11 protein-coding genes are annotated in these 12,606 nt (G+C 61.9%); 3 read left to right on the plus strand and 8 right to left on the minus strand.

Going from position 1 to position 12,606, the window contains the following annotated elements; translation table 11 throughout:
• Nucleotides 1-39 precede the first annotated feature (39 nt).
• Nucleotides 40-1,278, plus strand: a complete 1,239-nt coding sequence (locus RGR602_RS01820; protein ID WP_052451472.1) for an MFS transporter — start codon at nt 40-42, stop codon at nt 1,276-1,278.
• The gene (locus tag RGR602_RS01825; protein WP_039843685.1) at nt 1,275-1,658 is read left to right on the plus strand and encodes a VOC family protein; all 384 of its coding nucleotides are present in this window, start codon (nt 1,275-1,277) and stop codon (nt 1,656-1,658) included. The genes RGR602_RS01820 and RGR602_RS01825 overlap by 4 nt, the downstream gene beginning before the upstream one ends.
• 34 nt (nt 1,659-1,692) lie before the next feature.
• Here the strand turns inward: RGR602_RS01825 and RGR602_RS01830 are convergent, their stop codons facing one another.
• The 8 genes from RGR602_RS01830 to ubiE all read right to left on the minus strand — a co-directional run bounded on the left by RGR602_RS01830 (nt 1,693) and on the right by ubiE (nt 11,517).
• Nucleotides 1,693-3,354, minus strand: a complete 1,662-nt coding sequence (locus RGR602_RS01830; protein ID WP_039843686.1) for a urocanate hydratase — start codon at nt 3,352-3,354, stop codon at nt 1,693-1,695.
• A 13-nt stretch (nt 3,355-3,367) separates the two neighbouring features.
• Nucleotides 3,368-3,712 carry a TfoX/Sxy family protein gene (locus RGR602_RS01835; protein ID WP_039843687.1) on the minus strand — a complete coding sequence of 115 codons (345 nt, stop codon included), beginning with the start codon at nt 3,710-3,712 and terminating at the stop codon, nt 3,368-3,370.
• A gap of 4 nt (nt 3,713-3,716) precedes the next feature.
• A complete protein-coding gene (locus tag RGR602_RS01840) occupies nt 3,717-4,814 on the minus strand; it encodes a DUF917 domain-containing protein (RefSeq protein ID WP_039843688.1) in 1,098 nt (365 codons plus the stop codon).
• On the minus strand, nt 4,795-6,075 hold the full coding sequence (locus RGR602_RS01845; protein ID WP_039843689.1) for a Zn-dependent hydrolase: 1,281 nt from the start codon (nt 6,073-6,075) through the stop codon (nt 4,795-4,797). The genes RGR602_RS01840 and RGR602_RS01845 overlap by 20 nt, the downstream gene beginning before the upstream one ends.
• Nucleotides 6,072-7,454: a dihydroorotase gene (locus RGR602_RS01850; protein WP_039843690.1), complete on the minus strand. Its 1,383-nt coding sequence runs from the start codon at nt 7,452-7,454 to the stop codon at nt 6,072-6,074. The genes RGR602_RS01845 and RGR602_RS01850 overlap by 4 nt, the downstream gene beginning before the upstream one ends.
• Nucleotides 7,455-7,481: 27 nt before the next feature.
• Nucleotides 7,482-9,065 (minus strand): aromatic amino acid lyase, encoded by a 1,584-nt coding sequence (locus tag RGR602_RS01855; RefSeq protein WP_039843691.1) that lies wholly within the window; start codon nt 9,063-9,065, stop codon nt 7,482-7,484.
• 95 nt (nt 9,066-9,160) lie between these two features.
• Nucleotides 9,161-10,735, minus strand: coding sequence for a 2-polyprenylphenol 6-hydroxylase (gene ubiB, locus RGR602_RS01860; protein WP_039843692.1), 1,575 nt, complete (start codon nt 10,733-10,735; stop codon nt 9,161-9,163).
• A gap of 5 nt (nt 10,736-10,740) precedes the next feature.
• Entirely contained in the window at nt 10,741-11,517 is a 777-nt protein-coding gene (gene ubiE / locus RGR602_RS01865) for a bifunctional demethylmenaquinone methyltransferase/2-methoxy-6-polyprenyl-1,4-benzoquinol methylase UbiE (RefSeq protein ID WP_039843693.1), read from the minus strand.
• Nucleotides 11,518-11,668: 151 nt separating this feature from the next.
• Between ubiE and mutM the strand changes: the two genes are divergently transcribed.
• Nucleotides 11,669-12,559 carry a bifunctional DNA-formamidopyrimidine glycosylase/DNA-(apurinic or apyrimidinic site) lyase gene (gene mutM, locus RGR602_RS01870; protein WP_039843694.1) on the plus strand — a complete coding sequence of 297 codons (891 nt, stop codon included), beginning with the start codon at nt 11,669-11,671 and terminating at the stop codon, nt 12,557-12,559.
• The last annotated feature ends 47 nt before the right edge of the window (nt 12,560-12,606 follow it).

The raw sequence follows: 12,606 nt of genomic DNA on the forward strand, positions 1-12,606 counted from the left end.
GGAGAAAAGGCTTGAGCCATGCACAAGACTGCAGCCAGAATGAGCGATATTTCCCCGATCGAAACACCGGCGGCATCCCCGGCGAAAGAATACCTGCAGCGTGGCACGGCTTCTTACCGACGTGCCAGTCTTGCACTCTTCCTTTCAGGCTTTTCCACCTTCTCGCTGCTTTATTGTGTCCAGCCGCTGTTGCCGATCTTTGCGGACGAATTCTCCGTCAGCCCCGCGGAAAGCTCGCTTTCGCTTTCGCTGTCGACCGGCTTCCTCGCCATTGCCATTATATGCGCAGCCGCCATCTCGGAAGGTCTTGGACGCCGTAGCCTGATGTCGATCTCGCTCGTTGGTGCGGCGGTACTGACGATTGCAGCGGCCTTTGCGCCGGACTGGCACCTGCTGCTTGTCATCCGTGCCCTCCAGGGCTTTGTCCTTGGCGGCGTCCCGGCCGTTGCGATGGCGTATCTCGCCGAAGAAATCGACCCGCGCGGCCTTGGCGCTACAATGGGACTTTATGTCGGCGGCACTGCCTTCGGCGGCATGTCCGGCCGGGTGCTGACCGGAATCTTCGCGGAATACCTGACCTGGCGGCCGGCGATGTTTCTGATCGGCGCGATCGGCTTGGCTGCGGCAGCCGGCTTCATTGCGCTGCTGCCCGCCTCGCGCAATTTTATCCGCCGCCCGGGCTTCGATCCGAAGTTTCATCTGAAAGCCTGGCTCGCGCATATGCGCAATCCGGCGCTGCCGTTCATTTTCGCCATTGCCTTTCTGGCGATGGGCTCCTTCGTCACCATCTACAACTATGCCGGTTTCCGGCTTGTCGCAGCACCCTATGAGCTGACGCAGACCGAACTCGGCTTGATCTTCACCGTCTATCTCTTCGGCATCGGCGCCTCTTCGGTCGGTGGCATACTGGGTGATCGCTTCGGCCACTTCGCTGTCCTGCTGACGGGAATTGCAATTACCGCCGTTGGCAGCGCCCTGACGCTTTGCGCCTTCCTGCCGGTCATCATTTTCGGCGTTGTCGTGCTCACCAGCGGCTTCTTCATGAGCCATTCGATCGCAAGCGGCCTCGTCGGGAAGCTTGCCAGAGACACGAAGGGACACGCCTCGTCGCTCTATATGCTTGGCTATTACGTCGGTTCGAGCGTCGTGGGCTCGGCAGGCGGCTGGTTCTTCGCAATCGAAGGCTGGACGGCGGTCGTCTTCTTCACGCTCGCCCTGCTGGCCCTCGCCTTTGCGGCGGCCTGCGCCGCACGCAGCCTTTCGAGGAGAAAATTTTGATCCGCATCAGCCATCTCGATCACCTTGTCCTGACCGTCGCCGATATCGAGGCGACGTGCGAGTTCTACCGCCAAGTCCTCGGCATGTCGGTGGAAACATTCGCCCAAGGCCGCAAGGCGCTGAAATTCGGCAATCAGAAGATCAACCTTCACCAGGCCGGGCGCGAATTCGATCCCAAAGCCAACCAACCGGTACCTGGTTCGGCCGATCTCTGCTTTATCGCCGAAACAGCACTCGCCGAGGTCATCGCGCATCTGGAAGACGCAGATGTTGCAATCGAGGAAGGGCCCGTCGAACGCGCCGGCGCCAACGGCACTATCTGCTCCATCTATTTCCGCGATCCGGACGGCAATCTCATCGAGGTCTCCAATCCCATCTGAGGGATCCCCAGGCAAAGGCGCTCGGTCTTAAGTGCTAACTCAATCGAATATACGGCACATCCTTGTTTTGCACTTCGTCCAGCGCCTCCTCGTATCCGGCATCCGCATACCGCATGACGCCGAGCGCCGTGTCGTTGGTAAGCGCATGATCGAGCCGCTCGTCGCCGGCCTCGGTGCCGTCGGCAACGACAGTCACGCCGCAGCTCGTCATGTAGCCGGCATAGCCGCCTCCGCCGGAATGGACGACGACGAGGTCAGCCATCGAGGAGCAGAGCATCATCGCATCGATCAGCGGCCAGTCGGCAATCGCATCGGAGCCATCCTTCATGCGCTCGGTCATGATGTTTGGATGCGCCATGGCGCCGGCATCGAGATGGTCGCGGGAGAAGGCGACAGGACCGTTCAGCTCTCCGCTTGCGACCAATTCGTTGACGCGACGGGCAAGCGCCGTGCGCTCGCCGTGGCCCAGCCAGGCAATGCGCGCCGGCAGGCCCTCGAAAGGCACATGCTCGCGGGCAAGCCGGATCCAGTTGGTGATGATCTTGTTATCCGGAAACATTTCGAGCAGCAGATCGTCGATCCTTGCAATGTCGCTTGCTTCTCCAGACAGCGCCATCCAGCGGAAGGGACCGATAGCGCGGGCGAAGAGCGGGCGCAAATAGGCTTCGGTGAAGATCGGAATGTCGAAGGCATTGGCAACGCCGCCTTCTTTCGCTTGTGTGCGGATCAGGTTGCCGTTGTCGAAGACTTCGGAGCCCTTCTTCTGGAACTCCAGCATCGCCGTCACATGCTGGACGATCGAGGCGCGGCTTGCCGCCATCAACTGGCCCTGGCCGTCGTCGCGAAGTGCCTTGACCTGGGCAAGGCTCATGCCCTTCGGAACATAGCCGTAGACGAGATCGTGTGCCGAGGTCTGATCCGTCACGATATCGGGCACGATGCCGCGCCGGACGATCTCTGGGTAAACCTCGGCCGCATTGCCGACGAGGCCGACGGAGAGTGCGCGCCTTTCCTTCACGGCCGTGTCGATCATTTGCAGCGCGGCATCGAGATCAGGTGCAATCTCCTGCAGATAGCCGATTTGCTGGCGCTTCTTTGCTCGCTCCTGATCGATATCGATGCAGAGGATTGCAGCTCCCGCCATGCGGCCAGCCAGCGGTTGAGCCCCTCCCATGCCGCCGAGACCGGCGGTGAGCACGAAGCGGCCGAAGAGGTCGCCGCCGAAACGCCGCTCGGCAATGCGCATGAAGATTTCGTACGTTCCCTGGATGACGCCCTGGCTGCCGATATACTGCCAGGCGCCTGCCGTGAGCCCGCCCCAGCAGATCAGCCCCTTGCGCTGCAATTCGTAGAAGACCTCGGCCTTCGCCCACTGTCCGACGATATTGCAGTTCGCCATGATGACGAGCGGCGCCTTGGCGTGTGTCTTTACCAGGCCGATCGGCTTGCCGGACTGGATCAGCAGCGTCTGGTCCTCTTCCATCTCGGTCAGCGCCTTGACGATGCCCTTGTGCGCCGCCCAGTTGCGCGCCGCCTTGCCGAGCGCAGCATAAACCACGAGGTTGTCCGGGTCTTCGCCGACGGCAAGCACGTTTTCGAGGAGGCGCAGCAGCGCCTCTTGCCGCCACCCCTTGGCCCGCAATTCCGGCCCGCCAGGAATCGGGAATTTCGGATGACGTGGATTGGGCTTCGGCATGGGATGTCCTTCCTCAAGTCCTGTCTTGGTATTTCACCTGCAGCGTTTGCACATAGCCGAGTGCGGCATCGAGCAGACGCTTGCGCAGCGCATTCTCGCCATAGACACGGGCGTCCGCGCGAACCCAGCCCTGCATCGCCCGTCCGCCCGAGATCATCTGGACGACGCCTGGCAGTTCCAGCGCCCAGCCGTCATTGCTTTTGCCGAGCCGGACGAGCATGCCATCTTCTCGCGCACCGCAAAGAAGGTTGCCGTTCAGCAGAAAGGCCAAGCCGCCGAACATCGCCTTTTCGCTGAGGCCGGGCAGGCCGCCGAGCTCTTCCCTCAGCAGTTCCTCAAGGCCAGCATCTCGCGCCATGGCGTCAGGCCCTTGCCGCCAGGGCGTAGCGCGCAATCTCGATACCCATCGCTTTTTCCACGGGCGGATAAACGGTCGGATCGAGCACGCCTGCGGAAAGCGGTATGATCTCCATCGGCACATGCAGGATGAAGACATGCATACCCTCCTTGAGCTGGCCGACGCTGAGCGGCTCACCGTGCGGCGAAAGCGTCGTGATGACCGAGGGAAACGTTGCCATGCGCGCCCCATCGGCGTCGTCGACAGCCATGTACTCGTTCATCACATGCATCGTCACGGCTCTGGCGCCGGAGCCGACTCCGATCTTGCCGATATCGAAGGCTTCTTTGGTGTAGACGACGTCCTTCTTGGCAATTACGCCTTCTGCGAGGATGCTGCCGCCGGTTGTCTTGCAGATCGCATCGATGACGGCCGGTCCGCCCTTCTTTTCCGCCGCAATGATGGCTTCGCCGAGGGCAAGCGCCATCGAGATGCCGCCGAGTGCTGCATGCTTGCGCACGTAGGATGCCCGCACCGGATTGCGGCAGCTGGCAATGAAGCCGCCCGACTGGTCGGAGGCAGCGCGGAGGATCGGCGAAATCTTCGCGGTCGCACCCTTCACCACAAGCTCGATGTAGCGGTTGTCCGCGCGGTTTCCGCCGACCGCCGTCTGGATCATCTGCTCCCGTGAGCCCGCCATGCCGATCGAGCCCATGTCGCCGGTCGGATGTGCTCGGATATCACCGACAGCATCGACAACCTTGGTGCCGAGAATTGCCGAGGGCAGCCAGCCGTTCAACGTCGAGGATTTACCGTTCTGCCCGATGATAAGCCCGGAAAGCCGTTCGCCAAGCTCGTTCTGCAATAGCTGCACGGCCTTCACATAGTCGATGCCTTGCATTTCCCAGGGTGTCGTGGAAGCCGGCGCGCCGATTGCCGCTGCTGTCGCGATCCAGTCGTCGTCCTTCAATTCATCGACGGAAACGAGCTCCGGCTTGCCGATGCTGACCGCAGCATACCCGAGCATCCTGCCGTGATCGGCCCAGCCGCCGCCGCCCGCTGCATAGACCGAGCCGCCCTTGACCGCCGCCTCGACGTCTTTCTCAACGAGTATGCGCCCCATCCTCAGCCTCCCCTACCAGCGTCCTGTCCATCTCGCGCACAGCCTCGAAAAGCACGGCAGCGCCGAGTGCGATGTCGTCATTTTCTGCCCATTCGTCGGCCGAGTGGCTGCGTCCTTCCCTGCATGGCACGAAGATCATCGCGGCCGGCGCGACCTTGGCGATCCATGCGGTATCGTGCCCTGCACCGGACGCCATGCGTCGATGTTCGGCACCGACGGTTTCACAGGCATTTTCCAGCGTCCTCAGCACGCTGGGATCACCGGGCGTCGGATAGTTGTCGGATACGCGACTGGGTGCATTGATCATGACGCCGTGGGCGATCGCAAGCGTGATGACATGCGCATCAAGCCACTCGCAGAAGGCTTCCATGTCGCTGCGAATTTCCGCGCGTCCGTCGATGAGCAGAACCACCTTGGAAGGCACGACGTTGGCCGCATTCGGCTCGATCCGGAATTCGCCGACGGTCGCAGCGAAATGACCCGGCGTCTTCGCAAGCTCCGCTGCCGCATTGCGGATATCGAGCACCAGTTGCGAGGCCGCCACCAGCGCATCCGCGCGGGCATCCATCGGCGTCGTACCGGCATGGTCCGCCCGGCCCTCGACGCTGACTTCAATCCGGGTGATGCCCGCAATCGCCGTCACGATGCCGATATCCTTCTTCTCGTTCTCAAGCACCGGCCCTTGCTCGATATGCAGCTCGAGGAAGCCTTTGAGGTCCGGACGCCGCTGCGCGAGAAGCGTCGCCGGATCGCCGCCGACACCGGAGATGCCTTTTGCCAGATCGCGGTCGCCGCTCTTACGCGAAAGCCAGGCTTCGGGAAGTTGCCCAGTCATGCCGCGGCTGCCGACGCATGAAACGCCGAAGATGCTCACCTCTTCTGCGAGGAAATCGACGATTTCCAGGTCATGCTCCAGTGTGATCGCCTGGTCCTTGAGCGCGCGCGCGACTTCCAGCGCCGAGATCACACCGGCGATACCATCAAAGCGTCCGCCGTCCGGCACCGTATCGGAATGCGAGCCGACCATAATCGTGCCAAGACCTGGGTTCGTCCCTGCACTGCGTCCGATCAGATTGCCGGCGGCATCGATCCGCGTTTCCAGCCCGGCCGCCTTCATACGTGCTTCGATATAGGCGCGGCCTTCAAGAAAGAGCGGCGAGAAAGCCCGGCGTGTCCATGGATGATCGGGTTCGGTGATCTTCGCCAGCGCAGCGATATCCTCGGCGATGCGATCGGCGTTGACGGGCAGGTTGCGGTTCATGCAGCTCCTCCGGAAATGATCTGACGCGGCCAAGGGCGGACGAATTTTCCCGTGCCGGGCTCTGCAAGCACCTTCATGCCATCGGTTATCTGGCTGCCGCGCAGATATGCCGCCGAAATCGTCCATGGCAGACGGATGCCGTTATAGGGGCTCCAGCCGACGACATTGTTGCCGTTCGCGGCAGCATCATAGACGGTTTCGCGCGGTTCTAGCACGACGATGTCGGCATCCTTGCCGGGCGTCAGCGCGCCCTTGATGTGGTCGAGGCGGAAATGTTTCGCCGGATTTTCCGCCATCAGCTTCGCAGCCCATGTGAGCGGGATGCCTCGTTCGAGCGCTCCCTTGACGAACAACGGCACCATGACCTCGAGCCCGGGCACCCCGGAGGCATTTGCCAGCATATCCGGATTGGTCTTGCGGTTTTCCGACCAGCTTACATGATCGGTCGAAACCAGCCAGACGTTGCCTTCCGCCACTTTCCGCCACAGCGTTTCCACCTCGGCCCGCGGCCGGATGGGCGGATTGATCTTTGCTTTGCCGCCGAGGCGCCGCACATCGTTTTCCTCGTCAAGCGTCAGGTAGTGAATGCAGCATTCGACCGTCGCCTCGAACCCGTCGCGGCGATAGGCGCGCGCGATGTCGTAGCCGCGGCCGAGCGAGCAATGAACAACATGCGCCGGGCAGCCCGTATGGGCCCCGGTCTCGAAGATCGTGTGCATGGCGAGCAGCTCTGTGATCGGCGGACGCGAGAGACCGTGCGCACGCCAGTCCGTCACGCCGCTTGCCTTGACCTTCTCCATGTAGGTGCGCACTGCCTCGTCGTCTTCGTTGTGCACACCGGCCGTCAGCCCGGTCGGCGTGATCGCCGCAAAGCATTCGTCGAGAAGGGCGGGCGGGATGCGCGGGAAACGCTTGGGATCGGTCCCGAAGGTCGAGAATTTGAAGGCGGCGACGCCGGCATCCGCCATTTCGCGGATTCGGGCCGCACCTTCTTGCGGATTGACCGTGCCGTAGAGCGCGAAATCGACGCGCGCCTGAGGGCTCGCGTGATCGATCTTCTTCTTCACCGCGTCGGCCGAGCAGACGAGATTGCCTTCGTCATAGGGCATGTCGACGATCGTCGTTACGCCGCCAGCCGCCGCCGAACGCGTCGACCAGATGAAGTCCTCCTGATCCTTCTGGGAGAGCGAATGCACTTGCGCATCGATCGCACCCGGCAGGACCAGCGCCTTGCCGAGCAGATGCCGCTCCCTGGCCGCAGGCGGCACGCCGATGCCGACCTCGGCGATCTTGCCATTGCGGGCTGCAACATAACCCTCTTGGAGGATGCGCTCCGGCAGCACGACGGTACCCTGCAGAACGAGGTCGAAATCAGCCATGCTGTTCCTCCGTATCCGGTTCAAAAGTCAGATGACGAGGGCGTCCTGCGTCAGTCTCCGTTCGATGCGCTCGAGCGAGCCGAGCGCGAAGAAGTCGTCGAATGCGGCGATCGGCACCTGCTCGATCAGCTTCGAAGCGAATTCGTCGGATCCGAGTTCTTCCTCAATCGCTTCAACCTCGGCCGAAAGCGGCCGGTCTACGGTGTAGAAATCGGCGTGCTTGCGCACGACGTCGTAGATCATGCCCGCAACGCCCTCGGGCCGGTCGCCGAGAATGTCGGCCGCCTGTGCTGCCAGCAGAGCCTCGAGGGCAGCAAGACGCTTCAGCGCCTGCATTTGCCGCTCGAAGCGCTCTATGACCAGCGGCAGGAAAGCCGCTTCGTCCTCAAGCCCCGCCGCAACCACCAGCGACTGGGCGGATACCGGGTTGGACATGGAAAGCACGCGTGAAAAGATCTCGCCGGCAAGCTTGATGATCGGGCCGAAACCAGTTGCGATTCGGCCTGGCGGCACGAGGTTCACCGGTAGGTCGCGCCGCTGTCCGTTGCCGAGCAGGACACAGCGGTTGAAGGCGTTGCGCGCCGCATGCGCCATGCACAGTGCCGCCGATTCCAGCAGGATCGTCACGTCGAGGGGCAGCGAACCGCCCGACGTCATCACCCGGCCCTCGACTACAACCGGGTTGTCGTCAGAGCGGCCGGTGGCAGCAAGGATCTTGTGACCGGTCGATAGCAGGTTCTCGATCACGGCGCCGAAGACCTGCGCGATCATGCGAAGACTGAGCGGATCCTGCACGTGGGTCGCGACCGGCCATTCCCAGGCGTCCGAGGCATTGCATAGCCACGAGCCGATCAGCGCTTCCCGCGGGGTGCCGACATGGCGCACCGCCCGCCAGGGGTCGCGGGAAGCGCCAAGCGCGCCGGCCGCCATCATGCCGGTTGCGAGCAGAACGCGGATCGAAGCCGCCGCATTGCGCGTTGCCTCGGCGGCGGCTGCAAAGCTCACAGCATTGATGCTGAGCGAAGCGAGGCTGTCGCGGGGCGCCATGGTGACCGGTTCCAGCCCCGCTGCCCTGAAGGCATCGGCCGCTTGCATGCGCTTGCCGCGATAGACGGCCTCGCCGACGCCGGTCAGAACCGCACCGATCTGTCCCATGAGGCCGATATCGGCGCAACCGATCGAGCCCGTGCGCCGCACGAGCGGGATGAGGTCGGCCCTCAGCAGCCGCAGGTAGGTTTCTATGAGTTCCGGCGTACACCCGACCTGGCCCGTCAGCGCGGTATTGACGCGGATGGCCATGGCATTTCGCACGACAGCACTGGAAAATGGTGTGCCGGTGCCGAAGTGATGGGCCCGCACGAGGCCGAGGTTGAAGGTGTCGAGTTCCTCCGCCGACCATTCGACATCCTTCATCGCGCCGACGCCGGTGGTGGAGCCGTAAACGGGAATGCCAGCCTGGATCGCTTCTTCGACGACGGAACGTGCGATCTCCACGCGTGCCATGCCTGTCGCCGAAGCAGAAAGCGCCACCCTGCCGGAGCCTATCCTCACCATCTCGGCAAAGCCGAATGGTTGGCCGGAAAGTTCGATGCCGGGGCGTTCATGCTTCATCTGCAGGTCTCCTTGGATGCGAGACTAAGCGAGCACTGCGCATTATGAGATATCCCAAATGCCGAACACAGCATGTAATTGTTTGGGTCTGAGCCTCAGCTCAACATCCAGGCTATATAGAGAAGCGTCAACGCGATAATCCAGAGCGCCAGGCGGCCGGACCGGCTGTAGCGGGCCTCGGATTTGCCGATCGCGTCTGCCGTTTCGGCGTCAAAGCGCAGTCCATGCTCGCTCATATGCAGCAGCTGATGATGGAATTTCTCGGTCTGGGCAGCGATTTCCGGAACGGCTTCCGCAAGCTTCACGGCAGCCTTCAGTCCATCTTTGAGATCGGTGACGACCCGCTTCGGACCGAGATTGTTGCGGATCCAGTCGCCGACGACGGGCTCCGATGCCTTCCACATGTTGAAACGCGGGTTCAGCATGCGCGATACGCCTTCGACGACCACCATGGTCTTTTGCAGCATGACCAGTTCGGGCCGGGTCTGCATGTCGAAAAGTTCAGTCACCTCGAAGAGCAGCGTCAACAGCTTGCCCATCGAGATCGTTTCAGCAGGCTGGCCGTGGATCGGCTCGCCGATCGCCCGGATTGCCTGCGCGAAGCTTTCAACATTGTGATGGCCCGGCACATAGCCTGCTTCGAAATGGACCTCGGCAACACGCACATAGTCGCGCGTAATGAAACCATAAAGGATCTCGGCGAGGAAGCGCCGTTCCTTCTTTCCGAGCCGGCCGACGATTCCCATGTCGACGGCGACGATCATGCCGCCTGAATCGACGAAGAGATTGCCGGGATGCATGTCGGCATGGAAGAAGCCGTCGCGCAGCGTGTGGCGCAGGAACGATTGGATGAGGACATCGGCAAGCGTGTTGAGATTGTGCCCGGCAGCGCGCAACCCCTCGACATCGGACATCTTGACGCCGTCGATCCACTCCATGGTGATGACGTCGCGGCCGGTGCGTTCCCAATCCACCTTCGGAACGCGAAAGCCTGGATCCTGTCCCGTGTTTTCGGCGATCTCCGAAAGTGCAGCCGCCTCAAGCCGGAGGTCCATTTCGACTTTGGTCGACTGCTCGAGCGTTTTCGTTACTTCGACCGGCCTCAGCCGCCGGCTCGAGGGCATGAAGCGCTCCTGCATACCGGCGACGAGATACATTGCCTCGATGTCATGGGCGAAACGCTGCCGTACGCCGGGGCGCACCACCTTGACGGCGACCTTCCTGCGACCATTTGGGGTATTCACCTCTGCAGGATGCACCTGCGCGATAGAGGCTGCGGCAATCGGATCGTCGAAAGTCGCATAAAGCTCTTCCATCGGGCGACCGAGTGAGCCTTCGATACTCGCCTTTGCCGCCGCAATCGGGAAGAAGGCCATCCGGTCCTGAAGCTGCGAAAGGTCGTCGGCGAATTCGACGCCGACGACGTCCGGCCTGGTCGCTAGAAACTGACCGATCTTCACATAGGAAGGTCCGAGCCGCTCGACTGCCTGGGCCAGCCGATCGCTGCGTTTCTTGGCTTTTGCGCGGCTGCGCGCAAGCAGGCCGACAAAGGATTTGGCAAGGCTCACGGCAGGCGGCAAGCCTTCCGAAGGCAGCGCCGAAACAACGCCCTCGCGCACCAAAATCCAGCCGACCCGCACGAGCCGAAAATATGCTCCGAAAGCACTCATTTAGATCAAAGCTTCCAGCCCGAGTGCAGGGCCGCGATGCCGCCGGTGTAGCTGGTGTAGGTCACGCGCGAAAAGCCGGCCTTACGGATCATTTCCGCGAAATTCTCCTGGTTCGGGAACTTGCGGATGGATTCGACAAGATACTGATAGGGCTCGCCGTCGCCGGTTATCGCCTTGCCGAACCTGGGAATGGCATTGAAGGACCAGGCCTCGTAAACCTTGTCCAGAAGCGGCATGTCCACTTCCGAAAATTCCAGCACGAGCAGCCGGCCGCCGCGCTTGAGCACGCGATAAGCTTGCGAGAGCGCCACGTCGATGTGCGGCACATTGCGGATGCCGAAGGCGATCGTATAGGCATCGAAGGTGCCGGCCTCAAAGGGCAGGTCCTCGGCATTGGCCTCGATGAAGGTGAGATTGTCGGAGAGTCTCTTCTTGTCCGCCCGCTCGGCGCCGACGCCGAGCATGGAGCCGTTGATGTCGAGCACGGTCGCATGCGCCATGCGGTTGGATGCTTCGACGATACGGAAGGCAATATCGCCCGTGCCCCCCGCAACATCCAGCACCTTGTAGCCCGGTTCCTTGCGCGGATTAAGCGCCGCGACCATCGCATCCTTCCAGGCGCGGTGCATGCCCATCGACATCACATCGTTCATGATATCGTAGCGTCTGGCGACCTTGTGGAAGACGTCGTTGACGAGACCCTGCTTCTCGCCACTCGGCACCTCGCGGAAGCCGTAGGATGTTTCCATGCCGCCATTGGCGGAAGTACGGCTTTGTGACATCGGACTACTCCGTTACTCGAAATCGGTACGGCGACCATAGCGAAAGGCCGCTTGAGACGCTATCTGTGCAGGCGGGTAATACCCGCGGCCTACTGGCGCTATAACCCACATCGTCCGCAGTTGAAACACGTTTAAATACAGATGGGTTAAGATGCCGGAATTGCCAGAAGTCGAAACGGTGAAGCGTGGTCTTTCGCCCGCCATGGAGGGCGCGCGCATCGAGCGGCTGGAGCTTCGCCGCGGCGATCTGCGCTTTCCCTTTCCGGAAAATTTCGAAGACGAGGTTTCGGGCCGCACCATTATCGGGCTTGGCCGCCGCGCCAAATACCTGCTGATCGACCTCGACAGCGGCAAGACCATCATTTCCCATCTCGGCATGTCCGGCTCCTTCCGCATCGAGCAGGGGCCAGTCAGCCAAACGCCAGGCGATTTTCGCTACAAGCGGTCGAAGGACGAGAAGCATGACCATGCGATCTTCCATCTGGAAGGCCAAGGTGGTGAGCGCCGCGTCATATATAATGATCCACGCCGCTTCGGATTCATGGATATCGCCGATCGCTCAGAGCTTCAGAACAATGCTTTCCTTTTCGGCCTCGGGCCGGAGCCGACCGGCAACGAACTGAGTGCCGCCTATCTGGCAGACCGCTTTGCGGGAAAGGCACAGCCCCTGAAGGGCGCCCTTCTCGACCAGAAAAACGTTGCTGGTCTCGGCAATATATATGTGTGCGAGGCGCTCTGGCGCGCGCACCTGATGCCGGTACGCGCTGCGAAAACCCTGGTCACCAAAACCGGAAAGCCGAAGGAGCAGCTTAGTCTTCTCGTCGCGTCTATCCGCAGCGTCATCGCCGATGCGATCAAGGCCGGTGGCTCGTCACTTCGCGACCATATCCAGACCGATGGCTCGCTCGGCTATTTCCAGCATTCCTTCTCGGTCTATGACCGCGAAAGTCTGCCTTGCCGCACACCGGGCTGCGGCGGTACGGTCTCGCGCATCGTACAGGCAGGACGTTCCACCTTCTATTGCCCGGACTGCCAGAAATAGGGAGGCGGCATGAAAGAGGCCGCGCCCGCTGAGAGAACGGATTACTG

Origin of the sequence: Rhizobium gallicum bv. gallicum R602sp, assembly GCF_000816845.1 — a bacterium.
Lineage (GTDB): Bacteria > Pseudomonadota > Alphaproteobacteria > Rhizobiales > Rhizobiaceae > Rhizobium > Rhizobium gallicum.